Origin of the sequence: Aliidiomarina sedimenti, from assembly GCF_003986955.1 — a bacterium.
In the GTDB taxonomy this organism is placed as follows: Bacteria; Pseudomonadota; Gammaproteobacteria; order Enterobacterales; family Alteromonadaceae; genus Aliidiomarina; species Aliidiomarina sedimenti.
Window position 1 is genome coordinate 82,858 of the sequence record NZ_PIPN01000005.1, and the last position, 24,102, is coordinate 106,959.

The 24,102-nt window shown below is 51.7% G+C and carries 26 protein-coding genes; 9 read left to right on the forward strand and 17 right to left on the reverse strand.

Annotation, left to right across the window (positions count from 1 at the left end):
* Nucleotides 1-32 precede the first annotated feature (32 nt).
* A complete protein-coding gene (locus CWE12_RS11040; protein ID WP_126789775.1) occupies nucleotides 33-1,406 on the forward strand; it encodes an L-serine ammonia-lyase in 1,374 nt (457 codons plus the stop codon).
* Between the two features lie 9 nt (nucleotides 1,407-1,415).
* Here the strand turns inward: CWE12_RS11040 and cysB are convergent, their stop codons facing one another.
* Nucleotides 1,416-2,390, reverse strand: coding sequence for an HTH-type transcriptional regulator CysB (gene cysB, locus CWE12_RS11045; protein ID WP_126789776.1), 975 nt, complete (start codon nucleotides 2,388-2,390; stop codon nucleotides 1,416-1,418).
* Nucleotides 2,391-2,620: 230 nt separating this feature from the next.
* Between cysB and CWE12_RS11050 the strand changes: the two genes are divergently transcribed.
* The 3 genes from CWE12_RS11050 to yciH all read left to right on the forward strand — a co-directional run bounded on the left by CWE12_RS11050 (nucleotide 2,621) and on the right by yciH (nucleotide 4,483).
* Complete coding sequence (locus CWE12_RS11050) at nucleotides 2,621-3,325, forward strand: sensor histidine kinase (protein WP_126789777.1); 705 nt, start codon at nucleotides 2,621-2,623, stop codon at nucleotides 3,323-3,325.
* A 69-nt stretch (nucleotides 3,326-3,394) separates the two neighbouring features.
* Nucleotides 3,395-4,156, forward strand: a complete 762-nt coding sequence (locus CWE12_RS11055; RefSeq protein WP_126789778.1) for a hypothetical protein — start codon at nucleotides 3,395-3,397, stop codon at nucleotides 4,154-4,156.
* A gap of 3 nt (nucleotides 4,157-4,159) precedes the next feature.
* Entirely contained in the window at nucleotides 4,160-4,483 is a 324-nt protein-coding gene (yciH, locus tag CWE12_RS11060; protein WP_126789779.1) for a stress response translation initiation inhibitor YciH, read from the forward strand.
* A 2-nt stretch (nucleotides 4,484-4,485) separates the two neighbouring features.
* Here yciH and CWE12_RS11065 read toward each other — a convergent pair whose 3' ends face one another.
* Both CWE12_RS11065 and CWE12_RS11070 read right to left on the reverse strand, forming a co-directional pair.
* Complete coding sequence (locus CWE12_RS11065) at nucleotides 4,486-6,126, reverse strand: ATP-binding SpoIIE family protein phosphatase (RefSeq protein WP_198675744.1); 1,641 nt, start codon at nucleotides 6,124-6,126, stop codon at nucleotides 4,486-4,488.
* Between the two features lie 2 nt (nucleotides 6,127-6,128).
* Nucleotides 6,129-6,434: an STAS domain-containing protein gene (locus CWE12_RS11070; protein ID WP_126789781.1), complete on the reverse strand. Its 306-nt coding sequence runs from the start codon at nucleotides 6,432-6,434 to the stop codon at nucleotides 6,129-6,131.
* A gap of 145 nt (nucleotides 6,435-6,579) precedes the next feature.
* On the opposite strand from CWE12_RS11070, the gene CWE12_RS11075 reads away from it, so the two are divergent.
* Nucleotides 6,580-7,383, forward strand: coding sequence for a response regulator (locus CWE12_RS11075; protein ID WP_126789782.1), 804 nt, complete (start codon nucleotides 6,580-6,582; stop codon nucleotides 7,381-7,383).
* A 103-nt stretch (nucleotides 7,384-7,486) separates the two neighbouring features.
* Here CWE12_RS11075 and CWE12_RS11080 read toward each other — a convergent pair whose 3' ends face one another.
* Together CWE12_RS11080 and CWE12_RS11085 are read right to left on the reverse strand one after the other, a co-directional pair.
* Nucleotides 7,487-8,770, reverse strand: a complete 1,284-nt coding sequence (locus CWE12_RS11080; protein ID WP_126789783.1) for an amidohydrolase family protein — start codon at nucleotides 8,768-8,770, stop codon at nucleotides 7,487-7,489.
* The gene (locus CWE12_RS11085) at nucleotides 8,767-11,862 is read right to left on the reverse strand and encodes an amidohydrolase family protein (RefSeq protein WP_126789784.1); all 3,096 of its coding nucleotides are present in this window, start codon (nucleotides 11,860-11,862) and stop codon (nucleotides 8,767-8,769) included. Before CWE12_RS11085 ends, CWE12_RS11080 begins: the two co-directional genes overlap by 4 nt.
* A gap of 194 nt (nucleotides 11,863-12,056) precedes the next feature.
* Here CWE12_RS11085 and CWE12_RS11090 point away from each other — a divergent pair, with 194 nt between their 5' ends.
* The 3 genes from CWE12_RS11090 to CWE12_RS11100 are packed head-to-tail and all read left to right on the forward strand — an operon-like array spanning nucleotide 12,057 to nucleotide 13,599.
* Entirely contained in the window at nucleotides 12,057-12,527 is a 471-nt protein-coding gene (locus CWE12_RS11090; protein ID WP_126789785.1) for a c-type cytochrome, read from the forward strand.
* A 15-nt stretch (nucleotides 12,528-12,542) separates the two neighbouring features.
* Nucleotides 12,543-13,190 carry a cytochrome b/b6 domain-containing protein gene (locus tag CWE12_RS11095; RefSeq protein ID WP_126789786.1) on the forward strand — a complete coding sequence of 216 codons (648 nt, stop codon included), beginning with the start codon at nucleotides 12,543-12,545 and terminating at the stop codon, nucleotides 13,188-13,190.
* Between the two features lie 43 nt (nucleotides 13,191-13,233).
* Complete coding sequence (locus tag CWE12_RS11100; protein WP_126789787.1) at nucleotides 13,234-13,599, forward strand: response regulator; 366 nt, start codon at nucleotides 13,234-13,236, stop codon at nucleotides 13,597-13,599.
* 36 nt (nucleotides 13,600-13,635) lie between these two features.
* Here CWE12_RS11100 and tyrA read toward each other — a convergent pair whose 3' ends face one another.
* The 11 genes from tyrA to CWE12_RS11155 form a co-directional block, all read right to left on the reverse strand.
* Nucleotides 13,636-14,763 carry a bifunctional chorismate mutase/prephenate dehydrogenase gene (gene tyrA, locus CWE12_RS11105; RefSeq protein ID WP_126789788.1) on the reverse strand — a complete coding sequence of 376 codons (1,128 nt, stop codon included), beginning with the start codon at nucleotides 14,761-14,763 and terminating at the stop codon, nucleotides 13,636-13,638.
* A gap of 36 nt (nucleotides 14,764-14,799) precedes the next feature.
* Nucleotides 14,800-15,405, reverse strand: coding sequence for a DNA-J related domain-containing protein (locus tag CWE12_RS11110; protein ID WP_126789789.1), 606 nt, complete (start codon nucleotides 15,403-15,405; stop codon nucleotides 14,800-14,802).
* Between the two features lie 48 nt (nucleotides 15,406-15,453).
* Complete coding sequence (locus tag CWE12_RS11115; RefSeq protein ID WP_126789790.1) at nucleotides 15,454-16,407, reverse strand: DUF4097 family beta strand repeat-containing protein; 954 nt, start codon at nucleotides 16,405-16,407, stop codon at nucleotides 15,454-15,456.
* Between the two features lie 10 nt (nucleotides 16,408-16,417).
* The gene (locus tag CWE12_RS11120; protein WP_126789791.1) at nucleotides 16,418-16,933 is read right to left on the reverse strand and encodes a hypothetical protein; all 516 of its coding nucleotides are present in this window, start codon (nucleotides 16,931-16,933) and stop codon (nucleotides 16,418-16,420) included.
* A complete protein-coding gene (locus CWE12_RS11125) occupies nucleotides 16,923-17,438 on the reverse strand; it encodes an RNA polymerase sigma factor (RefSeq protein WP_126789792.1) in 516 nt (171 codons plus the stop codon). The genes CWE12_RS11120 and CWE12_RS11125 overlap by 11 nt, the downstream gene beginning before the upstream one ends.
* Before the next feature lie 138 nt (nucleotides 17,439-17,576).
* Entirely contained in the window at nucleotides 17,577-17,942 is a 366-nt protein-coding gene (rplS, locus tag CWE12_RS11130) for a 50S ribosomal protein L19 (protein ID WP_126789793.1), read from the reverse strand.
* 32 nt (nucleotides 17,943-17,974) lie between these two features.
* Nucleotides 17,975-18,736, reverse strand: a complete 762-nt coding sequence (trmD, locus tag CWE12_RS11135) for a tRNA (guanosine(37)-N1)-methyltransferase TrmD (protein WP_126789794.1) — start codon at nucleotides 18,734-18,736, stop codon at nucleotides 17,975-17,977.
* Complete coding sequence (gene rimM / locus CWE12_RS11140; protein ID WP_126789795.1) at nucleotides 18,736-19,263, reverse strand: ribosome maturation factor RimM; 528 nt, start codon at nucleotides 19,261-19,263, stop codon at nucleotides 18,736-18,738. Before rimM ends, trmD begins: the two co-directional genes overlap by 1 nt.
* A 33-nt stretch (nucleotides 19,264-19,296) precedes the next feature.
* On the reverse strand, nucleotides 19,297-19,548 hold the full coding sequence (gene rpsP / locus CWE12_RS11145) for a 30S ribosomal protein S16 (protein WP_126789796.1): 252 nt from the start codon (nucleotides 19,546-19,548) through the stop codon (nucleotides 19,297-19,299).
* A gap of 137 nt (nucleotides 19,549-19,685) precedes the next feature.
* Complete coding sequence (locus CWE12_RS11150; RefSeq protein WP_126789797.1) at nucleotides 19,686-20,972, reverse strand: HlyC/CorC family transporter; 1,287 nt, start codon at nucleotides 20,970-20,972, stop codon at nucleotides 19,686-19,688.
* An 80-nt stretch (nucleotides 20,973-21,052) separates the two neighbouring features.
* A complete protein-coding gene (locus tag CWE12_RS11155) occupies nucleotides 21,053-21,847 on the reverse strand; it encodes a cytochrome C assembly family protein (protein WP_126789798.1) in 795 nt (264 codons plus the stop codon).
* Nucleotides 21,848-22,006: 159 nt separating this feature from the next.
* Between CWE12_RS11155 and ffh the strand changes: the two genes are divergently transcribed.
* Complete coding sequence (gene ffh, locus CWE12_RS11160; protein WP_126789799.1) at nucleotides 22,007-23,377, forward strand: signal recognition particle protein; 1,371 nt, start codon at nucleotides 22,007-22,009, stop codon at nucleotides 23,375-23,377.
* 22 nt (nucleotides 23,378-23,399) lie between these two features.
* On the opposite strand, the gene CWE12_RS11165 is transcribed toward ffh, so the two are convergent.
* Entirely contained in the window at nucleotides 23,400-24,086 is a 687-nt protein-coding gene (locus CWE12_RS11165; protein ID WP_241984199.1) for a transglycosylase SLT domain-containing protein, read from the reverse strand.
* Nucleotides 24,087-24,102: the final 16 nt, after the last annotated feature.

Sequence of the window (24,102 nt, forward strand, 5' to 3'; positions counted from 1 at the left end):
CTAAGCTAATGATATGAATAACGGAGTTTCGAATGATCAGCGTATTTGATATGTATAAAGTCGGTATCGGGCCATCCAGCTCGCACACCGTTGGGCCTATGCGTGCTGCCCACGACTTTATGCGTGAAGTCGACAAGCAATACGGGGTCAGCAATGTCACCCGGGTTGAAGTCGAGCTGTTTGGATCGCTCGGTCAGACAGGTAAAGGCCATGGCACCGGTAAAGCGGTCATCCTCGGTCTTGCTGGTGAACTGCCCGAAAGCGTCGATACCAGTAAAATCGATGATTTCCTTGCCGATGTTGAGCAAAGCCAGCAGCTTCCTCTGCTCGGAGAGCATCCGGTTAAATTCCCGCGTCAGGGCGCAATCGTGTTCCATCGCCGCAAAAGCATGCCGAAGCACGCCAATGCTATGGAGCTGCGCGCCTATCAGGACGAGAACCTGCTGCACAAAGATCTCTATTACTCGATCGGCGGTGGTTTTATCGTCCGCGATGCGGATTTTGATGAAACACTGGAAGAAGCCATTGAACAAAGCACCAAGCCGATTCCTCACCCATTCGACTCAGCCGCGGACTTGCTCGAACAATGCAGCCAGCATTCAATTAGTATCAGTCAGCTGATGATGGCAAATGAAAAAGTGGAACGCGCCGAGGACGATGTTCGCGCAGGCCTGCTGCATATCTGGAAAACCATGCAGGACTGCATTGACACGGGCATACGTACCGAAGGTATTTTACCCGGTGGGCTCAAAGTTAAACGCCGGGCACCGGGCCTGCACCAGTGCCTCAGCACGGAAGAACAGAATGACCCAATGGGCGCAATGGACTGGGTAAATCTTTATGCACTGGCTGTCAATGAAGAGAATGCAGCCGGTGGCCGTATCGTGACCGCACCCACCAATGGTGCGGCTGGTATTATCCCGGCAGTGATGAAATATGCCGACACCTTTATTCGTCCGCTGACTGACGATGATGTGGTCAACTTCCTGCTGACCTCGGCGGCTATCGGTATTTTGTACAAGAAAAACGCCTCGATTTCCGGCGCGGAAGTCGGTTGTCAGGGCGAAGTTGGGGTCGCCTGTTCAATGGCAGCCGGGGCTCTCGCTGAGGTAATGGGTGGCAGCGTACGGCAGGTGGAATGTGCCGCCGAAATTGGTATGGAGCACAACCTCGGCTTGACCTGTGACCCTGTCGGCGGTCTGGTTCAGGTACCTTGTATCGAGCGCAATGCGATGGGGTCGGTGAAAGCCATTAATGCTGCACGTCTGGCGCTGCGCGGAACCGGTGATCAGAAAGTCTCGCTGGATAAGGTTATTAAAACTATGTGGGACACCGGTAACGACATGAAAAGCAAATACAAAGAGACCGCCCGTGGCGGCCTCGCCGTTAATATTACGGAGTGTTAAACAGCAACCTCAGTAGATCGGCAGCTCGAAGTCAGCAAACATGGCTTCGAGCTCGTCGTGACTGCGCATTGTCATTGCTTTTTCGACCACTTCTTTTGTCAGATGCGGTGCAAAGCCTTCGATAAAGTCAAACATATAACTGCGTAAAAATGTCCCTTTACGGAAGCCTATCTTCGTCGTCGAGTGGTCGAACAGATGCCCTGCCGGAATCGCTACCAGGTCATCATCTTTCTGCTCTTCATACGCCATACTGGCGACCACCCCAATGCCGAGTCCCATGCGAACGTAGGTCTTGATAACATCCGCATCAGTCGCCGTAAATACAATCTGCGGATCCAGGCCAGCGCGGGAAAAAGCTTTATCCAGCTCAGAGCGGCCAGTAAACCCATACACATAAGTAACCAGTGGAAAGCTGGCAACATCCTCAATGCTAATCGATGCCTTTTGCGTTAACGGATGCCCTTTAGGCACCAGCACCGAACGGTTCCAGTGGTAGCACGGCAACATAATCAAATCATGGTACAGATGCAGCGCTTCGGTGGCGATTGCAAAATCCGCCTTTCCTTTTGCCGCTGCTTCACTAATTTGCTGCGGTGATCCCTGATGCATATGCAACGAGACCTGAGGGTACTTGTTGATAAAACGCTGGATCACCGGCGGCAATGCATAGCGTGCCTGAGTGTGCGTGGTGGCGATATTGAGCTTACCCTGATCGGGTTTGGTATGTTCTGCGGCGACCGCCTTAATGGCATCGACCTTCGACAGAATATGCTGGGCAATTTCAATCACGTCCTGTCCTGCTGGCGTGACGTGAGTCAGATGCTTCCCACTGCGGCCAAAGATCTGAATGCCAAGTTCATCCTCCAGCATCCGGACCTGTTTACTAATACCAGGCTGAGATGTGAACAGACTCTCAGCGGTGGCTGACACATTAAGGTTATTGTTAACCACCTCAACGATGTAACGTAATTGTTGCAACTTCATATACATTGCCTTGATTGAGCCTGCCGTGACGCGGGGTTGGCTACGACAAGCGAAAGCATCCGGCCAGGCCTCTACTGGCTGGCGGTCCCTTTGCTATATTCTCTAACCGTATAAGATTGTCAATATCTATTCAAAGTGTCAAATATTAGCGTTGAATGGACTGTATTTTTCTCTGTCCAGGCCGATACATAACCAGAATTCTTTAAACCTTGATCCCGGACGCGCACATTATGCTAAAAGATCACAACCAGGCAGCCGACTTCGCCACTATTTTAGGGGCTGCGGTGCATGACATGAAAAACTCGCTCTGGCTGTTGCTGCAGAATATTAACGAAGTGTCCGAAGAGCTGGGCGATACCCCTGCAGGGCGCTCTTTGGCCGATATTCAGTATGAAGCACAACGCCTCAACACCGGGCTCATTCAGCTACTGAGCTTGTACCGCAACGAGTATGACGCCTTGCCTGTCAGCCTCGAAGAGCAGTTTGTCGATGAACTCTTCGATGATTTAGTTGAGGATAGCCGTTTTTATGCCCAGCGCCACCGGGTAGAGCTAAGCATAGATGTTGAATCTGGTTTGACCTGGTTTATGGATCGCACCCTGATCAACGTCCTGCTGCAGGATGTGGTGATTAACGCCCTGCGCTACGCAAATCAGCGTGTTCATCTGACTGCTACGGTAGAGGATAACCAGCTGCTTATTACAGTGCGGGACGACGGCGACGGCTACCCTGATGACGTGCTCGCGCAAATGGCCTCAGGGGAGCCGGATATTCGCTCAGGACGGACGGGGCTGGGCCTCTATTTCGCCCAGCGTATCGCCCAGGGCCACGCCCGCCATAATGTCGCCGGTAGTATCCAGCTTAGTAATGCCAGCCAGCAGGATGACAACGGCATGCCTGAGCATGGCGGCATTTTAACCTTGCAACTACCGTAAGTGTAAAAAGTCAGTTATTATACGCCCCTGCGGTCAAAATTAATAAAAAATGAAAGGAACGCACAACGCATGCTATACGTCATTATATTGCTTATTGTCGCTCTCGTTTTACTCGCTTTTGCGGTCAATGCTTACCAACAGCACCGCCAGCGACAGGAGCTGGAACGCCGACAAAAAATGGCTCGTTTTCGTAACACTCTGGATGAATCAGAAACGCTGATTGCCAATGCCAATGTGTTTCCCGTCGGCCGCAGTCTGATCTATGTTCTGCATGCCCGTGCCCGTGATGCACTGCAGAAGCTGTCTGAAGTTGCGCCTAAAAATGAACTTTATAAAGAACGTCTGCGCGAGTACGACGAAATTATGAATACACTGCGCCCGGACGATCATACTCTGGTCACAGAAACCTTTGCCCTGCCTGACGGCGACAAACAGATCATCACCATGATTCAGTCGCTGAAGAAGCTGCGGAGTGTGTTAAAAAGCGAACACAACCGGGGCCGCATCGACTCCAAGCACTTTCATGAAGAAGATCGCCGGCTCGAATTTACCCAGCTCAGAATCAACGTAGAAAGCCTTGAGCGGCGCGCCGATGCTGCATTCAATTCCAATCTGACCGGGTCTGCCCGTCAGTATTATGAGAAAGCCTTATCCACGCTGCGTAACCAAAGCTACTCCAACGAGTACATTGTCGACCACACCACACGGGTTGAAAAACGCTTACAGGAAATTACTGACTCGTTGCGCGAAACCAACTCTCGCGATGCGGCAGAGCGTGCAAAAGATGTCGATGAACTGGATGAACTGTTCCAACCGAAGAAAAAATGGTAAGTCATGAGCAAGGATTCACGCCTGGTTTACAGTACCGATAGCGGCCGTATTGAACAACCTGAGGCAGCGCCTCAGGTGGGCCCCAGTGACGGGGTCGTCCGTATTCAACGGGAAACCAAAGGCCGCAAAGGGAAAGGGGTGACCATTATACGCGGTCTGCCCCTGCCCCAGGACGAATTAAAGAAACTCGCCAAACAGCTAAAAAAGCTCTGCGGCGTCGGTGGCAGTGTTAAAGACTTCGATATCGAAATGCAGGGTGACCAGCGCGATGCCTGTAAAGCATTTCTAGAGAAGCAGGGCTATCAGGTTAAACTGGCAGGCGGCTAAGCTTACATTGGCAGGATGCACTCGACGGTGCGTCCGTTATCGTTCCAGCACAGCTCGCTGGTTAATTGCCTGATAAGCTGCAACCCACGTCCAAAACCATCATCAGTAGGTTCTTCTGCAACCAGTTCGGCATGGCTGAACCCGGCACCTGAATCAGTCACTCTAAGTTTCAAATAGCGTCTGGCTGGACAATACTCAATCCCAAATTCGATCCACCCGTGTTGCAACGCCTGTAAACGCTCCTGGTACAACTGATAGTATTGCTCAAACCCTTCCGGCGTGCTCTTCAGGCTTGAATCAAGTTGCAGCAAGCCATGTTCCAGCGCGTTACTGTAGGCCTCCTGAAGAACCGTAAATAACTGCGATTTAACCAAGCCAAAACCAGGAATATGAGACAAATCACGGACAATCTGGTTAACCGGATCGAGCTGCTGAATGTCCTCACTGTGCAGGCGTATTTTGACCTCGAACGGGATCCCGGACGGTGTGGTGTTGTCCTGGCGTGGCTTAAGCCCGGTCGGCCGACAGCGCAACCATGCCATCGACACATCATCACGCTGCTTCCGCCCAATCATAAGACGCTGCACTGCAGCAGTCAGTTCGCCCATGTTAGTACAGCCCTGCAGCAGCTCCCGCACACCATCCACGCCGAGCATTCCTTGCTCGGCAGGCAGCTCAGTTAAACCATCGGTATATAAAACCAGGCTATCATCCGGACTGACCCGCAACGACGAAACCCGGCTATCAAATTCATTATCAGTCAGGATACCAAGCGCCAGATGCTGCGGTTGCAACGCCGCCCAGGCTCGTTGATCAGCACCCAGCAATACCGCAGGCGGTATGCCGCCGTTCCAGTAACTCACACGCTCCCCCGACGCAGAAAGCTCCACCACTAATGCCGCAAGGAACATGTCGGTAGGCAGTAAATGATGCAACCGCTTGTTAATCTCGCGCACGATCTCACCGACCGAAGCACCCTGCTCAGTTAAGCTAAAGAAGGTTTGAGAGGTCGGCAATGCACCGACGGCGGCCGATAATCCGTGTCCGGTAAAATCACCCAGCAACACATAGATGTTGCCTAATGGACCGGGAGCCGCCAGTAACAAATCGCCGTTAAACATCGACATCGGCGACAGGTAGGTATGCAGGTTAGGATAATCGAGATAATTATGAGCTAACGAATTCTGAAAAATATGTTCAACGATTTGGTGTTCACGTTCGATACGGCTTGAATGATACGCCAGCGCTTTATTCTTTTCAGCCAGGGAACTACTTAATTCGCGAGTCCGCATGTGCGCGCGTAGTTTGGCTTCCAGCACCACAGGTTCAAACGGCTTACTGATAAAGTCATCACCACCCGCTTCCAGACACTGTAACAAAGTCTCCTGCTCATCCAGTGCGGTAATAAAAATGATCGGTAAATGGACTTCCCCCGCCAGCTGTTTCAACTTTGGCGCGGTGGCTAAACCGCTGAGGCCAGGCATAAGTACATCAAGCAGCACCAGGTCTGGGGTAAAACGCGGGTACACGGCAAGCGCGTCAGCGCCGTCGTTAACGGTCAGGCACTGGTAGCCAAAGCCACGCACCATATCGCTTAGCAGCAACCGGTTCGCAGCCTGGTCGTCGACAATCAGAACGCGCATCATCAATCGATATGAAAAAGTTTATCGAAACGGGCTATTTCAAGGATATTACGGATTTCCGGTCGGCAATTAACCAGATGAAAGTTTTTCTCACCCACACCGACTGACTTGCGCATATTCAGCAGCATCCCCAGCGCACAACTGTCGATGTATTCGGTTTCACGAAAGTCCACGACCACCGTCTCAGCGCCGTCTTTAAGCTCAGCATAGGACTGTCGGAATTGCTGGACCAGGCCAAAATCAAATTTGCCTTTGACGTGGATAACAAATTGCTTGTTGTCGTTAGAGTACTCGGTCGAGAGGGTCATTTGGTTACCATCCGTTATTTAGGTCAGTGCGACAAAGGTAATCAGCAGAAATAATTTTAAATTCATACCTTTGTCCTAGTACAGCTTGTCAAATGCCGTGTGATTTCTTACTCTGGTGACCTACAACATATGCAGGAATTATTTAATGTCGGCTCAGTTTAACGCCAGTCAGTTGTCCATTCTACTCATTGAACCTTCCGAGGTACAACGCAAAGTCATTACACGCCATCTGGCCGACGCGGGAGTGCGCCAGGTTGACGGTGCAGCGACCATCGCTGAGGCCCAGGAAAAGCTTGGTTACCTGAATCCGGATCTGGTGGCAAGCGCGATGTACTTCGAGGATGGTGACGCCGACAAAATACTCGACTTTATGTTCTCTCAGCCGCATTTGCGTGATACCCCGTTCATGCTGGTCAGTAGTGAAACCAAACGCAACTACATCGAACAGTTTAAGCAACTCGGGGTCGTTGCGATTCTGCCCAAGCCATTCACTTTCCCGCATTTAAAGCGAGCCTTGAATGCAACAATTGATTTAATTGAACCCCAGGCACTGAAGCTAAGTAATTTTGAAACCGAAGATTTGAGCGTGCTGATTGTGGATGACAGCGTCACTTCGCGTCATTACCTGGGCCGCGTGGTACGTAGTATTGGGATTGAGAATATCGTTGAAGCAGAGAGTGGCGCCCAGGCCATCGAGGTATTACGCGATTACCCGGTCGACCTCATTGTCACCGACTATCATATGCCAGAGATGAATGGCGACGAGTTTGCCAAAACCGTGCGCAATGAACTGAACCAGCAACACGTCCCTATCCTGATGGTTTCGGCCCGTGCCGACGAGCTTCAACTGGAGCAGATTGAGCAAAGTGGGGTCAATGCACTTACCGACAAGCCATTTGAGCCTGAAACCTTGCGCACCTTGCTGGCGAGTATTCTTGACGAGCTCTGAGCATAGTCTGAGCGTATAAAAACGACACAGACTCAAACAAAAAAGCTGCAGTTTTAACACTGCAGCTTTTTATTTTTCACCTATCAGTCATGCACCACTGAGCTTAGTCACGACGCTCGCGATACTTGTCCCATAACTGAGTCTGACGACTGCTCATTTCGACCGCCCGGCCGTCAATAAACATGTAATCTACCGAGTGCTCTAAGGGATCGAGTATATCCCCTTTTGACACCACCAGGCTGGCACTTTTACCCACTTCCAGTGAGCCGAGACGATCATCAACCCCCATCAGCTTTGCCGGTGCCATGGTGATGGAATAGAGGGCGGTGTCATGATCAAGCCCAAATGCAACCGTATGACCGGCAGCAAAAGCGAGGTTGCGGGTGTCCCAGAATCCCGGGTAAGCAAGTGCAAACTCCACGCCCGCCTGCGCCAGCTTGGCTGGGGTCGCAAAGGCCGTATCATAGGCATCATCCTGACGCGCCGGTAAGCCGTAAGCATCCCCAAAAACAACCGCGATATTGCGCTGAGCAAGTTCTTCGCCCATCATCCAGGCGTCACGCCCACCGATAATCACCGGAGTGATGCCCTGCTCGTCCGCAAACTCGATAGCCTGGGTGATTTGACGGCGGTCATCGGCATGAATAAACAGCGTTTTGGACCCATCAAACAAGCCCCGCATACCTTCCCAGCGAACGTCCTGACGTCGCTGAACACCCGCTTGCTGAGCGTCAGCATAGGCTCTGGCCGTGGTAAAAACGCGATCCAGTTCATCGCGCATCTCGGCCTGTGCTTCGCGCTGTTCCTCTGGCGAACGCTGTTCCCACGGAGAATTACTAACAGCAACCTGAGGCCAGCTGATATGAATACCAATGTCCGACTCAACCAGACTGTCACGGTTGTTCCACCCATCCAGACTCATTAAGCTGGAATTTCCGCGCACCAGATTGCCTTGCGGCACCACCTGAGCGTGGGTAATACCATTGTAACGAACCGTTGGGATAATATCGGAGTCCGCATTAAACGCCGTATGAGCGGAAACTTCCGGGGTGATATTGCCAATTTCATTGGCATCCCGGGTTGCCCGCACGGCTTCCATTTCAACTAACCCCAGCGTGGTATCCAGCGCAATCAAACCAGGGTACACGTGGCGCCCCTCAATATTAATGATCTCAGTCCCTTCGGGCAGATTGATATTGCTGCCGATGGCGCTGATTTTACCGTCTTCAAACAACAAGTCGCCCTGAATACGGCCGTCCGTTATGGTGTGCAGGGTGCCGCCCTGAAGTAAGACTGGTGAGCTCTGTGCACTTCCGGGCGCGACATTGTGAGCCAGCACCGGTGCGGCTAGAACACTCGCCGCTAGCAAAGTTAATGCATATTTCATTCGTGCTGTCCTCCATGTTGATGGCCATGAGCAAAGGTTTCTGACCAAACATCGTACTCACTGTCACAATGCCAGGTTGGCTGTTCTGTCTTATAGCCATTGCTGGCTCCGCGGCTGGCGTTGCTGCCTTCGGCGAGGATCTGCTGAATCAATGCTTGCTGTTCCTGTTGAATCAGCTCACGGCGCTCAAGATCCGCCTCACGGTCAAAGAACTTATGACCTTCAATCCAGGTTTGCTGAACCTGAGCATACGCTGACAGCGGATGATTGTTCCAGAGTACGAAATCGGCATGCTTACCTTCTTCAAGACTCCCGACCAGACTGTCAATTTCCAGCTGCATGGCCGGATACAGCGTAATCATACGCAGGGCTTCCTGTTCATCCATGCCACAGTAGCGCACTGATTTCGCGGCTTCGATATTCATTCGGCGCTGCAAATCGTTGCTATCTGAGTTAAGGCTGGTCAGCACGCCTTGTTCCATCATCTCACAGGCGTTGAAAGGAATAGCGTCAAAGGCTTCAACTTTGAATGCCCACCAGTCGGCAAAAGTCGATGCGCGGGCACCATGTTCAGCCATTTCCGAGGCGACTTTATAGCCCTCCAGAATATGGGTAAAGGTATGAATGCTAAAGCCCAGCTCATCGGCGGTTTCCATCAGTGCTAAGACCTCAGAAGCGATATAGGAATGAGCGTGAATATGACGTTCCTCGCGCAGAATTTCCAATAACGCGTCTAAGCGATAGTTACGACGCGGTGGTGCCGTTCGTGAACGCTCACGTCGGCTCATATCGTTGTAGGCTTGCTGCGTCTGCTCGTATTCAGCAGCAGTGCGGAAGAAATCGTGGATAACTGCGACAACACCCATACGGGTTTGCGGGTAACGGTGATTATTAATCCCCCAGTTACTCTGTTTCACGTTTTCGCCGAGCGCCATCTTAATGGTTGGCGGCGCTTCACTGAACTTAAGTCCTTCTGCATTCGCTCCCCAGCGCAGCTTAATCGTCTGGCCCTGGCCGCCAATGGGGTTGGCCGAGCCATGCAATAAATGCGCGACCGTGGTGCCACCAGCTAAAGAACGGTAGATATGAACATCATCCGGATTTACCACATCACCGATGCGAACTTCAGAGGTGACTGCTTCAGTGCCTTCATTGACGCCGCGATCAATGGCGATATGGGAATGTTCATCGACAATACCAGGCGTAACATGCATACCAGTCCCATCGATTTCCAGGTAACCTCGAGGGGTTGGTAAATTCTGCCCGACGCTGTAGATGCGTCCGTCACGTACCACCATGTCCGCGTTTTCCAGAACACCGGCATCTGCAGACGTCCAGATAGTGGCATTTTTAATGATCAGGTTCTGTTGTTCCGGCAGTTCATCGACCCCTAAGCCAATATTCGGCAAGGTCAGCTGGCTACGGTACTCTGGTGAGCCAGCCTGTCGAGGTGATGTCTGCTCCTCGTCAGGATCGCCCTGGCGCTCGGCGACCACAGCATGGTCCTGACCCGTTGCATCGGTGTAACTACCGGATAACTGATCACGGTTGCTGGCACTTAACGAAAAACGGTACACACCATTGCCACCAAACGCTTGCATGTCCACCACAAAGTTGAGCTGATGCGCCTCGGCCACTACATGAGTGACGTCAGCCTGCTGGTCATCAACACCTAGTGTGCCTTTCACATCACCTTGTTGTTGCAAGGTCAGTGTATAGCTTTGCCCTTCAACGTTAATGCTGAACTCGCCGGCAAAGCGGGTTGGGTGCATTGGTTTCAGCGCGTGTTCCTGGCCCTGAGTCCACACCGAAACAATTTCACCGTCGCTAAACAGGTCACCGCGACTGACCACAAAGTCGGCCATATAGCCAGGTGCCAGGCGGCCAGCCTTGTCTTCCACACCAGCAATACGTGCAGCCGACGTGGTTAAAGCGGCCAGCGCCGTGTCAGGTTGCAACCCATGATCGATGGCTTGCCGCACATTGCTCAGAAAATCACTACGGTTTTCAAGCCCGTGCAAGGTGAACGCAAAGTCGACTCCAGCGTTGGCCATTGCAGCCGCATTGCCGGGAGCGCGTTCCCAATGCCGCAAGTCCGCAACCGACACATCCAGCTCAGCATACTGAGCACTTACATCAGGTGCCGCCGGGTAATTCAATGGCAGAATCAACGACGAACCGGTGGCCGCAATATCCGCTAAGCGCGCATATTCAAAGCCCGACCCAACATAGCTGACCGGGACATCGAACTCGCTGAATACCTGGTGCGCACGCGCAATATCGAGCTCTTCGGTGGTTTCAAAAATAACCCCCTGCTCAGACACATTACTCAGCGCAGCAAGTGCCGCATTGTATTCGAGTACACCACCGCCACTCAGAGTCCGGCCCTGAGCCTGCGCGTACCACTGGGCGTCAGACAGGGTCTGGCGAATTAACGCAACACTGCCCATCAACGAGGCCGGATACTGCTGTGTCGAGCTGCCTTTATCAAACGAGCTAAAATGGCGGGTGACAGGCTGGTATACCACCTGGTTTGGAATGTCATCGGCAAGCGAAACAGTGGTGCCCTGGCCGCGGAAAATGCCATCCATACGAACGCTCTGAATCGCCGTGAAACCTAATTCACGATAATCATCTGCCTGCTCTGAGTCGGTTGAAAACCCATCCACCCAGCGCAGTTGAGCATGAATCGCATCATTTGCCGCATTGCCACCAGTGCGTTGGTTGTCGTACTGGGCTGGCTCGCTACGCGTATAGCGTTGCGCGGCCTCAGCTTCGGTCACCCCGTAATTGCTATAAGGGTCAATAAAGCCCGGGTAAATGGTATAACCGGTTGCATCGATAACCCGCGCCCCCTGAGGCGCCCGGTTGTTACGCTGAACCGCAGAAATTTTTCCGTTTTCGATCACCAGCGTAGCATTGTCTAACTGCTCACCAGGTTCGGTCACGATGGTTGCGTTTTGCAATGCAACTAAAGTGGGACTGTTGTCGTGGAGGCCGCGAACTGGTGTAGTATTGCCAGCTGACGCTGTCACCACCACAGTTCCCAACGCTGCCAGCAAACAACTTGCCAGACGCCCTTTCCCCTTCATGTGGATCCCCTATATTCTAATTTACTTATATTTTGTGTATGTTCAGGCCAGTAGGCATTAAAACCGACTGAACCGGGAAGCACAAGAGAACCGTCCGCTTAGCAAGTTAAATCCACAGCTTTGCTCGACAAACCGCGATAAATCTCTAAACTAAAATAAATTTCAACCTTTACAAATAATTAAAGGATGCTCTCATGCACACAACTATGCTCCGCTCGCTTAGCCTGCTCACTCTGTTGGGCATTAGCTCGCTCAGCTTTTGCGCCCATTCCTCTGCCTTTACCGAAGCAGAGGAAGCCGTCGAATACCGCCAGTCAGCACTCCAGCTGATGCGTGAAAACTTCTCCGTCATGGCCGACATGGTTCGGGGTGACATTGACTACGACGCAGCCACCTTTGAAACCCGCGCGGAGGCTTTTTATCATGCCAGCCACTTACCCTGGGATGGGTTCCGTGACGCAGGGGAAAATTTTCGCGGTGATGGCGATGCTCTGCCCGCCGTATGGGAAAACTGGGATGATTTCAGTCAGCGCATTGAGCAACTTAAAAGCGATGCCAAAGCATTAAGTGAGGCATCCGCCAGTCACGACATGAGTACCATTCGTAGCTCCTTTATGAGCACTGCACGCAACTGTCAGCAATGCCATGACCGCTATCGCGAGTAACCAGGACGACTAGCAATGACCCACTTAGTTCGCGTCTGGGACAGTTTCGTCCGCGCCTTTCACTGGATACTGGTGCTATTACTGCTTGGCCTGTGGTTTACCGGCGGTAAAATCGATTACATCGACATACACGTCAAGCTGGGGCTGTTCACTCTGGCGCTTCTTATTAGCCGCCTGATGTGGGGAGTCGTCGGCAGTGACAGTGCCCGTTTCGCCGATTTCGTGCGCGGACCGGTACGCGCGTTGCGCTTTCTGCGCGACGAAATACGCGGCAGAAACCCAGAGCTTGCCGGCCACAACCCGGCCGGTGGCTACATGATCCTGCTGCTATTGGCGCTGGTTCTGGCACAGGCAGTAAGTGGGCTGTTTACCAATGATGATCTGTTCTTCATGGGTCCACTGGCGAACTGGGTCGAGTATGACACTCAGCGCCTTCTAACCCGCTTTCACGGGGCTAATTTTAACTGGATCCTGATTGCTACCGCAGTTCATATTATTGCGATATTTATTTATATGGCGCGCAATAAAGATCTGATTACGCCCATGTTCAGTGGGAACAAAAAGCTAAGCAAGGACACCGCAAAACCCCGTATCATCAACGGGGGCATTGGCTTTGCCATTTTTATTGGCAACCTGGTCTGGGTATTTTGGTGGCTTGGTTAGCATGCTACACTAGCCGTTCACTTATACGACGAGCAAGGTTGTTATGCACACAGTGTTGATTGCCGATGATGATTTCATCAGCCTTGAAGTGCTCAAAGCGATGCTGGATGAGTATCCACTGGATTTACTGGTCGCCAACAATGGCGAAGAAGCCCTTAAGCTGGCCCGGGAAGGTGAACCCGAGCTGCTTATTCTTGATTACGACATGCCAGATATGACGGGCGCCGAGGTTTGCCGGGCATTGCGCGAAGACGCACAATTCAGCGATCTCCCCATTATTGCCTTAACCGGGCATCAAAGTGTCTCAGAACTGAATGCATGCCGCATGGCTGGCATGAACGAAACATTGCACAAGCCTGTTTCACCGGACAGCCTGCACGTGATTATGCAGCATTATCTGAGTTTGTAAGGTAGCAGGCGGATTGAGATCGGACTGAAGCCACCTTCAACGTGCTTTTGCATCATCCGCCTGTTGCAATAAAGCGCTCGACTCGGCCAGAAATGCCTCCGCATCCTCGCCAAACCAGTCGGCTACTTTATTAAACTCGGCAATAAAACTGTCCCGGCCGCCCTGTTCCAGCGCTTCCAGTAAATTCGCGAAGCGTTGCAGGTAGCGCCGGATCATGGCGAAATTCTGCGGAGCGTCGAGAATAATATCGGCATACAAAGCCGGAGACTGAGCAAACAGCCGCCCGACCATCATCAGTTCGAGACGGTAAATCGGCGAACTCAGGGTTTTTAACTGGTTCAGGCTGGCATCCTCCTCCATCAGATGAACACCATACGCGAACGTACTCATGTGACGCATGACCTGAATCAGGCTCATGCTTTCGTCGTGAGATGTTGCATCCAGCCACTCAATATGTGCGCCCCAGGTCTGCAACTGGGTAATTAACCAGCTATAAGTTTCAGCTTGGCGCCCTGCGGTGGCTACAATCAACTGCTTTGCCATGCTCGATACATTGGGCCCGAACATCGGGTGCAGGCCAACCACGGGCCCCTGGTGAGCCGCCAGCATCGCTTGCAGTGGTCGTGACTTCACTGAGGTTAAATCCGCCAGCACGCAATCCTGAGGCAAGTTGGTTAAGCCACTAATCACCGCTTCGGTACTGGCAATAGGCACGCTCACAAGAACCAGTGCCGCATCTGCAACCGCGTCTGGTAATGTCTCTGCGTTGTCGGTATCAATCACATGCACCGGGTACCCAGATAATTCAAACCAGTGGGCAAACAGAGAGCCAAGCTGGCCGCGACCACCAATGACCACTACAGCGCGATCATCCTCTCGTGCTTTTTTAAAACCGCGACCTTTCTGGCTCAGGTAAGACTCGCGCATCACCCGTCGTAAGACGTCTTCAGCTAACTGGGGGTTAATTCCCTGCTGACGTGCTTCTTCACGTCTGGCGGCGAGCAATACCCGTTCCCGTTCAGGCACATAAAGCGGTTGGCCTAACTGGGATTTAATCTCGCCGATTTCGCCGGTGACCTGTAAACGCTGGGCGAGCAAGCGAACCAGTTCGCTATCAATTGAATCAATCCGGGCACGCAATGCATCCAGGGAAGGTTTTGCCATGGTTACAATCTCTTTATTAAAGCAAAAGTTTAAACACTAACTGCGTATACCGTTTTGCAACACCTGCCGCAGGACTCCATAGGCCCATTGCAGTGACTGCATGGCATCACTACTACCGCCTTTGTCAGGGTGTTTATGGTGCACCTGCTGCCGATACAGACGCTTTAACTGACGTTCATTTTCCGGCATGGTCTGCACATCCATAATCATCATCGCCTGGCTGCGCTCGTCTGCGCTCACGCTCACCACATCATGGCTGAAGCGACGCCAGAATCCATCCAGCAATGCTTCCACGTCATCACCACTGGTTTCTTTCAGGTGGCTAATATCCAGATAGTACTCGGCTAAAGGGTCGGTCGACTGAAGTCCTTTATCATGTCCATCCGCTAAGGGCTGCAGTTCAATCGAAAGCGGCTCAATCCGCAAATCCGAGAAGCCCTCCCCCCGCCACTGTTCACGTAACAGGTAGAGGCAATGAAAGAGCAGAAAATGAGTCTGAAACAAGCTCAGACTTCCGCGCAGAGCACGCTCGCTCAGTAATTCATAGGGTTCATTCTGTAATATTCGTATCAGTTCAAACTCACTCAAGGGTTGCACCTGAGTCAGTAAAATTTCACTGATAGCCTGTTTCATCGCTTGCATCCATTCACCATAACAAAAAGCTCTGCCGGAGCAGAGCTTTTTTCACCGCTATTCGCTGCGGGTCCTGAATTCAATGGTGCCACTGACAGATCTCACATCCACTCGCCCCTGCCCGTCGCCCAGGCTAAACCGTAAGTTGCGGGCTGGCCCATAAGTGGCTCGTTCAGCCTGGTCATCCGACAGATGATTGTTAATCTGACCGCCAGCACTGGTGTTGACACTGAAGCGGGCATCCGCCGTAGCGGGCAAGTTAAAGATAAGCCGACCGCTGACTGACTGAGCCTGCAGACGTGGGGACGATGCACCCAGTGTCACTTCGGCCCCACCACTCACCGTATTCACATCAATCGCAGTGGCATCGGACAGATCAAGTCGCAGCCGACCACTGACCGTCGAAACTGAGACTTCCTCTGCCTGCGACTGCACCTCAATATTGCCGTTTACGGTTTGATACGCAACCCGTCCGCTTGAGTTGGTGTCCTCAATACCGCCATTCACCGTGCCCAGCTCAATACGTCCCTGATTGTTCTCGCTGCGGATATTTCCATTGACTGTTTTCAGACTGACCTGACTACTCAGGTTTTCGCCATGCACCGCGCCGTTGACTGTACTCAGTGAACTGGCACCTTCAATACCCCGCGCGCGAACATTCGCATTCACGCCTTCAAAGCGGACATCAGCCTGCACAGGGACACGAATAGTTAATCGTGAGCCTGACTGCCGGCTGTCCGCCTGAACCTGTTGTGGCATACGAACTTCAAAGCTGGTAAAGCCATCGTCAGACTCTAAGCTATAGCCCTCAGCCAGGCTATCAAGCTCACCCCTGACCTCAAAGGTAGCCTGATCATGGGCGATAATTTCAACTTCACCGCGCATATTCTTAATGTAAATTCGCTCGTTCGCACTGACCTCACGAGATTCATTGATAACCTCAGCGGCCATACTCACGCTGCTCAACAAGAGCATGATGCTTGCCAGTGCTACTGCTATATTTTTAGACATGAATGTCTCCTTAGCTCAGCGTTGCTGAGTGGTAACTGGATACGGCCTGTAACCAGGCCAGTTGTTGTTGGTACACATCCTGGAGTTGTTGCAGCAATCCCGGGTTGTGTGGTTGAAAACTAAGAGCAAAACGAATCTCTGCCACTGCCGAACGAAACATCTCTAACTGATGCTCCACATCACCCCAGTTGCTGTCCGCGCTCTGCAGAACATGAATCCGCTCAGCGATAGCCGTTTCATAGGCAGTGATAACCTCGGCTTCTGCGGAGGCTTCCATTGCAATGCTTAAGTCTGGCTGCTGGTCCCCCGACGGCACATAAGTCACCACCAGTAAGACACCAACCAGCAAAACACTGGCCACAGCACCCCAAACAAAAGCAAGCCTCCCCTGCGCAGGTTGGTGCGCTTGAGCTTGATCGAGTTCAGGCTCAAGTTGAGCCCACAAATCAGTTTGCGGGGTAATCTCCCGACTCAGGCGGGCGACCTGTTGATCCAAATATAGATCCGGGTCTTTTTCATGACTCATGAGATAACGCCTCCTTCAGCAACTGCCGCGCACGAAAATAATGAGATTTACTACTGCCTTCGGCGATGTGCAGTAACTCAGCAACTTCGCGATGGGTATGCCCTTCAATGGCAACTAACACAAATACCGCTTTTGCCTGCGCCGGTAAGCGCTGAATCGCTTGCTCGAGTTGATTGTCGAATGCGTCCTCCGCGGTGGCTTCGCTTTCATGCTCATCGCCAACCTCGACCAGGCGTACCTGCTCCCGTCGCCACATATCAATCGCTGTGCGCTTAGCGATACTGTGCAGCCAGGTGGTAAACTGGCTGTTAAATGAGAATTCCGGTAACTGGCGCCATACTTTGATAAAAACCTCCTGAGTGGCCTCCTCCGCTCGCCCGCGGTCACTGCATAAGCGACGGCAAATGGCGTATACCCGGCCGACATAGCAGTCGTAAAGCTGACGAAACGCCGCTTTATCACCCGCCTGGGCCTGCTCAATTAAGCCTTTCTCAGAATTAGTCATAGTTGGTTAATTTATTGCTTTACCTGGTTAGTCGCAGGCGGAAGCAAAAAGGTTTAAACAGGCCTTATTATTTACCCATAAAAAAAGCCCGCACAAAGCGGGCTTTTCTGCAAAACGTTAGCGGGTAAGCTACAAAGCTTACTTAGTCGCCAGCTTCTCGCGGATACGTGCAGACTTACCTGAACGCTCACGCAAGTAGTAAAGCTTAGCACGACGTACCGCACCACGACGCTTCACATTAATGCTATCAACTTGTGGGCTGTGCGTTTGGAACGTACGCTCAACACCTTCACCGTTAGACACTTTACGAACCGTGAATGCACTGTGCAGACCACGGTTACGCTTACGGATTACAACACCTTCAAAGGCCTGCAAACGCTCGCGTGTTCCTTCTTTAACCTTAACACTCACCACAACGGTGTCGCCCGGAGCAAATTCCGGTAAATCTTGCTTAAGCTGCTCGTCTTCAAGCTGCTTAATAATATTCTGATTAACTTTAGCCATGATAATCTCTCTTCCTAGAATTACACTGCCCGTTACTCAGCGCCATCCTGATGCTCTTCAATGAAGGCGGTCAGTAATTGCTGTTGCTCGTCAGTCAGAGCTAGGTTGTTTAAAAGTTCTGGTCGACGCAACCAGGTTCTGCCTAGAGCCTGCTGCATTCGCCATTGACGAATTTTTTCGTGGTTGCCACTCAGTAAAACCGAGGGCACCTGTTTACCATCCAACACTTCAGGGCGAGTATAATGCGGGCAATCCAGCAAGCCATCAACAAACGAATCCTCTGCTGCTGACGCCTGGTGACCCAATACGCCCGGCACTTGTCGTGCAAGGGTATCAATCATCACCATTGCCGGTAACTCACCGCCACTTAACACAAAGTCGCCAATTGACCATTCCTCATCAATGTCGGATTCAATCACCCGCTCATCAATGCCTTCGTAGCGCCCTGCAACCAGTACCAGTTTATCGTACTGACTTAGCTCCAGAACTCCGCGCTGGTCAAGCTTGCGCCCTTGTGGTGACAGGTAAATAACCCGGGCACCTTTACCGACCCCTTGTTTCGCTGCAGCAATGGCCGCACGGAGCGGTTCCACCATCATCAGCATGCCCGGACCACCGCCATAAGGCCGGTCATCAACCGTACGGTGTTTGTCGTGGGTAAAATCACGAGGATTCCACGTTTCGACACTAAGCAGATCCTGCTCCACCGCGCGGCGGGTCACGCCGTAACTGGTAATTGCTTCAAACATGTCAGGGAATAAACTAACCACCCCAACCTGTAATGCCGCGGCCATTAAAAGTCCGCAGGCCAGTCCACGGTAATCCGTTTTTCTTCACGATCCACTGCAACCACATACTGTGACTGAATGAACGGAATTAAACGCTCCCGCTTTCCAAAAGCATCATTGCTGTTTGCCGTCACCACCAGGACATCATTCGATACCGTTGGCAGCATCTGGCTCACCGTGCCCATGTCATAGTTTTCAGTGTTAACCACTTTCAACCCGACCAGGTCACGCCAGTAAAACTCGTCTTCCGGTAATTCCGGCAGTTTATCTGCCGAAACCGCGATTTGCCGACCTACCCACTGCTGTGCAGCGTCGCGGTCGTCAATAGTCGCAAACTTGGCAATTAGCCCTTTGTTGTGCCAGCGCCATTGCGCGACCTCAACAGACTGCCAATTCCCTTCCTGGCCTAACAGCCAGGGTTGGTATTCGAAAATACCTTCGGCCTGATCCGTAAAACTAATGACCTTCAACCAGCCCTTAATGCCATAGACCGCACCTAAGGTGCCTAAAATGACTGGGTTGTTGTCGCTCATGTTTACTCCAGAACCGTTAATAAATCAGCAAAGTTACGCAGCTGCTTTGTTTGCGTCTTTGACTAATTTTGATACACGCTCAGACAACTGTGCGCCCTGGCCTACCCAGTGCTCCACACGCCCTAAATCAACGCGTAATTTTTCTTCCTGACCACGTGCTACCGGGTTAAAGAAACCGACATTCTCGATGAAACGACCGTCACGGGCGTTGCGGCTGTCGGTAACAACCATTTGGTAGAATGGACGCTTTTTTGCGCCACCACGTTGTAAACGAATGGTTACCATACCGTCCTCTACAATGTTAATGAATGTTTCTAAGGATAAAGAAAGCCTCCCGACCGAAGTCAGGAAGCGCGCCAATTGTACGCATTTTGATGTGAAATGCAAGGTAAAGCTTGGGTTTTGGCTAGCGGCTCAGGCCCTTAGCCTGATTTCTTACGTTTGCGTTTACTGGGCATGACGCGAACGGTCTTGATCATGTTGTTTTCGACCTCAGTGACTTCAATCCGGTACGGACCCACCACGATGCACATCGGGTTTTCCGGAATATCGCCAAAAGCTTCAATGATCAATCCATTAATGGTTTTTGGCCCGTCAGTGGGGAAATTCCAGTGCAGATCTTTATTCAGCTCACGCAGATTAGCAGTACCTTCGATCAGGTAGCTTCCATCCGCCTGCAACTGGACATGGTCACTCGTGACGCCACTAATAGTAGTGGTAAAGTCACCAACAATTTCTTCAAGGATATCTTCCAGTGTAACCAGCCCCTGAATATCACCATATTCGTCAACCACCAGGCCAATGCGCTCTTTATTACGCTGAAACTTCAACAGTTGCACGTTAAGCGGGGTACCTTCAGGAATAAAGTATATATCGCGTGCAGCGCGCACCAGAGAGGCTTTATCCGGTACTGCCTGGTAGCGGGTGACTAATCGCATCATATCGCGAGCGTGGAGGAAGCCGATGGCATCGTCTATTTGACTGCGGAATAGCAATACCCGGGTGTGTTGCATGTTCATCACCTGCTTCATGATGGCAGGCCATTCATCGTTGATATCGATGGCAATGATTTCATTGCGCGGGATCATAATGTCATCAACGGTCACTTTTTCCAGATCGAGCACACTGACCAGCATGTCCTGGTGACGACTTGGAATCAGCGAGCCCGCTTCATTCACGATAGTACGCAACTCGTCAGCGCTCAGTGCATCCCGCTGCTGCTCGTTCGGGTTCATCCCGAACAGTTTCATCATGTTGTTAGTGATGAAGTTTAGTGCAATCACGAAGGGGAGCATAACTTTCATCAACAGCGCAATCAGAATCGAACTTGGCATTGCCACCCGTTCAGGGTTCAGTGCAGCAACGGTTTTCGGCGTTACTTCAGCGAAGATCAGGATAACCAGGGTCAGCACTATGGTCGCAAAGGCGATACCGGCGTCACCGTAGAGACGCATACCGATAATCGTGGCGATTGCCGAGGCGGCAATATTAACCAGGTTGTTGCCAATTAAAATAAGACCAATCAGACGATCAGGTCGGTCAAGTAATTTACTGACCCGCTTAGCCCCGCGGTCCCCACTCTGCGCCAGGTGGCGAAGTTTGTAGCGGTTGACCGAGACCATGCCAGTTTCCGTGCCGGAAAAATAGGCAGATATAATAATGAGTACGGCTAATATAATAAAAAGCGTACTCGTCGATATGTCGTCCAAGGGGGGTTCCTATTCTATTCGAAAGAGTAATAACTGTACGGCGTTCATGCAATAAGTCAAGGCTGTGAGCAGCACTCACCTCAAGCCAAAAGAACGTCCCGTACAAAGCGACTGCCATAATAGGCAAGAATGAGTAGCAGGCTGGCAATCAGGGTAATAATAACCGCCGGTTTACCGCGCAGTCCGCGCCAGTAATGAACCACCAGAATACCGTTAAAGGTTAGCCAGGCAACCAGGCTAAGTGAGGTCTTATGCAACTGACCAGGTGCGAACATATTTTCGACAAACAAAAATCCGCTGACAATGGCCAGGGTAAGCACGCCAGTCCCTATTGTCAGCAGGCGGAAAAAATAATTCTCCACCGTCATCAATGGCGGCAGGTTGTCACTTAACGCCTTCGCTTTGCGCTGCTTAAGCAGTCGATTAAGGTACAACAGTTGTAACGAATACAGTGCAGCCAGAGCAAGAATACTAAATGCCAGTAAAGACAGCCCAATATGTAAAGTGACACCCGGTTGCACGGTAATCGCATGGCCTGCGCGCAGCGGCGTCACAGCTACCAGTAGCAGGCTAAAAATAGCAAAGGTGAAAATAACCGGACGCAGCAGGTTGGCTTCGGCCCGTAAACCACGGCTAAGGTTGAAAATAGATAGCAGTGCCGCAATGATCAACAAAGTGGCAGCCATATTGAAGTGGCGGAACCCCGTTTCATTGAGCACCAGCGCGATACTTAACACGTGGGTGAACACCGCGACAGCACTACTGACCTGAATGCGACGCTGGCCCCAGCGCGGCGATGCAGCAAAACGCTGGCCGGTAAAAACCACCGCCATCGTGTAACTGACGATGCTAAGCATCAGCAGGAAGCTAATCATGTCAAGCTGAACCTTGTAGTAGTTGTAAGGTTAGTAAGTGTAAGTTCATGTTTTAAGGAAAGTTCATCATGTTGGGTTGAGTATACTGCGCAACATCGCCAAACCCAACCGTCTTAAGGTATAATAGCGCAAACTTTTCCCACAGGACGTAACGTTACTATGTTCGAGAATCTAAGTGAACGATTATCGCAAAGCCTGCGCAATATTGGTGGTCGCGGCCGCCTGACTGAAGACAATATTAAAGATACTTTGCGCGAAGTGCGCATGGCGCTGCTCGAAGCAGACGTCGCGCTGCCGGTGGTAAAAGAATTTATTAAGGCAGTCAAAGAGCGGGCTATTGGTGCCGAGGTCAATAAAAACCTCAACCCAGGCCAGGTCTTTATCAAGATTGTGCGTGAAGAGCTGGAAGCAGCCATGGGCGAGGCAAATGTCCCCCTCGACCTGGCAACTCAGCCACCCGCCGTTATTATGATGGCGGGTTTGCAGGGGGCTGGTAAAACCACCAGTGTCGGCAAACTGGCTCGTCACCTGAAAGAAAAGCAAAAGAAAAAAGTCATGGTGGTCAGTGCTGACGTCTACCGGCCAGCCGCGATTAAACAGCTGGAAACCTTGGCTGCAGAAGTGGATGTTGAATTTTTCCCTTCAACGGTAGACCAGGACCCGGTCACGATTGCCAGTAATGCCATTGCCCAGGCCCGTAAGCAGTTTATGGACGTGGTACTGGTCGATACCGCAGGTCGCCTGGCGATTGATGAAGCGATGATGGATGAAATCGGTCGCCTGCATAAAGCCATCAACCCCATCGAGACGCTATTTGTAGTCGACGCCATGACCGGTCAGGATGCGGCTAACACCGCCCGGGCCTTCAACGAAGCGCTGCCCTTAACTGGTGTTATTCTGACCAAAACCGACGGTGATGCGCGCGGTGGTGCGGCGTTGTCGATCCGTCATATAACAGGCAAACCAATTAAGTTTCTTGGGGTTGGCGAAAAAAATGATGCCCTCGAACCTTTCCACCCTGACCGGATTGCATCGCGAATTCTGGGCATGGGGGATGTGCTTTCCCTGATTGAAGAAGTTGAGAGCAAAGTTGATCGGCAGAAAGCCGAGAAAGTGGCAAAGAAAGTCATGAAAAGCGGCAAGTTCAGCCTTGAAGACTTTCGCGATCAGCTGCAGCAAATGAAGAACATGGGCGGCATGATGGGCATGCTCGACAAACTGCCCGGTATGGGTGCCATGAAAGGCCAGCTACAGGGGCAGATGGACGACAGCCTGACCACCCGGATGGAAGCTATCATTAATTCGATGACGCCAAAAGAACGTGAACATCCTGATTTGATAAAAGGTTCACGCAAACGTCGCATCGCGACCGGTTCCGGTACCCAGGTGCAGGACGTCAATAAACTGCTCAAGCAGTTTACCCAGATGCAAAAAATGATGAAGAAAATGAAAGGTGGCGGCATGCAAAAAATGATGCGCCAAATGGGCGGTAAAATGCCACCAGGGATGTTCCCTGGCGGCGGGCGTTAAGCAATACGTTTAACCACTACCCTTAACCGAACAATAAACGGCGCAGCCAGCCACGGTTGAGCCGTTCTTCACAACCACGTAACTGACCAGCGTAATTCAGTGAGCGCTGATCGACGCGGCGTGAGGTTGCTACCAACCACTGCTTTTGCAAATAAGTACGACGTTGATAGCCGCCCCACCCTTCGTGGTAGTTGAGGTACTGAGCATAGGCGTCCCACTTAGACACGCCATTAATTTGCTGGCTCTTACTAATAAACCAACCCATAAAATCAATCGCATCAGCGAAGTCGTCGCGCCGCCCACGGCGGTTGCCTGTCTCGCGTATATAGTCATCCCAGGTCATGGTTTTGGCCTGCGCATAGCCATAGGCATCGGACACCCGACCCCAGGGAATAAAACCCAGGACATACTTACGCGGCGGTAATGCCCGTGACCGAAACGAGCTTTCCTGATACATCATAGCCATAGGTACGTGAACCGGTACGCCCCATTCATCCCGCATCGCTTTAGAGGCTCGCCACCAGTCTCGACGCTCTTCAAAAATATTACAGATATTTTCGGGGTCTTTCGGAGGAGCGGTCGAGCATGCACCTAAAAATAGCGTGGAAACAACGGCTAAGACAGCAATCGTGATTTTTTTTCGCTTTTTTGCCAGCGACAGGAACTTTCTGCCTCGCTGCGCCTCTGAGTAAGTAAGCGATTTACACATGATTGGTCTTCCCCTG

Bases quoted from the DNA above. Each gene is read 5' to 3' on its own strand.
- rplS (WP_126789793.1), bottom strand. From the start codon at position 17,942: ATGGCTAAAGTTAATCAGAATATTATTAAGCAGCTTGAAGACGAGCAG.
- rpsP (WP_126789796.1), bottom strand. From the start codon at position 19,548: ATGGTAACCATTCGTTTACAACGTGGTGGCGCAAAAAAGCGTCCATTC.
- CWE12_RS11155 (WP_126789798.1), bottom strand. From the start codon at position 21,847: ATGATTAGCTTCCTGCTGATGCTTAGCATCGTCAGTTACACGATGGCG.
- rimM (WP_126789795.1), bottom strand. From the start codon at position 19,263: ATGAGCGACAACAACCCAGTCATTTTAGGCACCTTAGGTGCGGTCTAT.
- yciH (WP_126789779.1), top strand. From the start codon at position 4,160: ATGAGCAAGGATTCACGCCTGGTTTACAGTACCGATAGCGGCCGTATT.
- ffh (WP_126789799.1), top strand. From the start codon at position 22,007: ATGTTCGAGAATCTAAGTGAACGATTATCGCAAAGCCTGCGCAATATT.
- tyrA (WP_126789788.1), bottom strand. From the start codon at position 14,763: ATGGCAAAACCTTCCCTGGATGCATTGCGTGCCCGGATTGATTCAATT.
- CWE12_RS11070 (WP_126789781.1), bottom strand. From the start codon at position 6,434: ATGACCCTCTCGACCGAGTACTCTAACGACAACAAGCAATTTGTTATC.
- cysB (WP_126789776.1), bottom strand. From the start codon at position 2,390: ATGAAGTTGCAACAATTACGTTACATCGTTGAGGTGGTTAACAATAAC.
- CWE12_RS11165 (WP_241984199.1), bottom strand. From the start codon at position 24,086: ATGTGTAAATCGCTTACTTACTCAGAGGCGCAGCGAGGCAGAAAGTTC.
- CWE12_RS11110 (WP_126789789.1), bottom strand. From the start codon at position 15,405: ATGCAAGCGATGAAACAGGCTATCAGTGAAATTTTACTGACTCAGGTG.
- CWE12_RS11080 (WP_126789783.1), bottom strand. From the start codon at position 8,770: ATGAAATATGCATTAACTTTGCTAGCGGCGAGTGTTCTAGCCGCACCG.
- CWE12_RS11065 (WP_198675744.1), bottom strand. From the start codon at position 6,126: ATGCGCGTTCTGATTGTCGACGACCAGGCTGCGAACCGGTTGCTGCTA.
- CWE12_RS11055 (WP_126789778.1), top strand. From the start codon at position 3,395: ATGCTATACGTCATTATATTGCTTATTGTCGCTCTCGTTTTACTCGCT.
- CWE12_RS11120 (WP_126789791.1), bottom strand. From the start codon at position 16,933: ATGAGTCATGAAAAAGACCCGGATCTATATTTGGATCAACAGGTCGCC.
- CWE12_RS11050 (WP_126789777.1), top strand. From the start codon at position 2,621: ATGCTAAAAGATCACAACCAGGCAGCCGACTTCGCCACTATTTTAGGG.
- CWE12_RS11115 (WP_126789790.1), bottom strand. From the start codon at position 16,407: ATGTCTAAAAATATAGCAGTAGCACTGGCAAGCATCATGCTCTTGTTG.
- CWE12_RS11100 (WP_126789787.1), top strand. From the start codon at position 13,234: ATGCACACAGTGTTGATTGCCGATGATGATTTCATCAGCCTTGAAGTG.
- CWE12_RS11085 (WP_126789784.1), bottom strand. From the start codon at position 11,862: ATGAAGGGGAAAGGGCGTCTGGCAAGTTGTTTGCTGGCAGCGTTGGGA.
- trmD (WP_126789794.1), bottom strand. From the start codon at position 18,736: ATGGCCGCGGCATTACAGGTTGGGGTGGTTAGTTTATTCCCTGACATG.
- CWE12_RS11095 (WP_126789786.1), top strand. From the start codon at position 12,543: ATGACCCACTTAGTTCGCGTCTGGGACAGTTTCGTCCGCGCCTTTCAC.
- CWE12_RS11090 (WP_126789785.1), top strand. From the start codon at position 12,057: ATGCACACAACTATGCTCCGCTCGCTTAGCCTGCTCACTCTGTTGGGC.
- CWE12_RS11075 (WP_126789782.1), top strand. From the start codon at position 6,580: ATGTCGGCTCAGTTTAACGCCAGTCAGTTGTCCATTCTACTCATTGAA.
- CWE12_RS11040 (WP_126789775.1), top strand. From the start codon at position 33: ATGATCAGCGTATTTGATATGTATAAAGTCGGTATCGGGCCATCCAGC.
- CWE12_RS11125 (WP_126789792.1), bottom strand. From the start codon at position 17,438: ATGACTAATTCTGAGAAAGGCTTAATTGAGCAGGCCCAGGCGGGTGAT.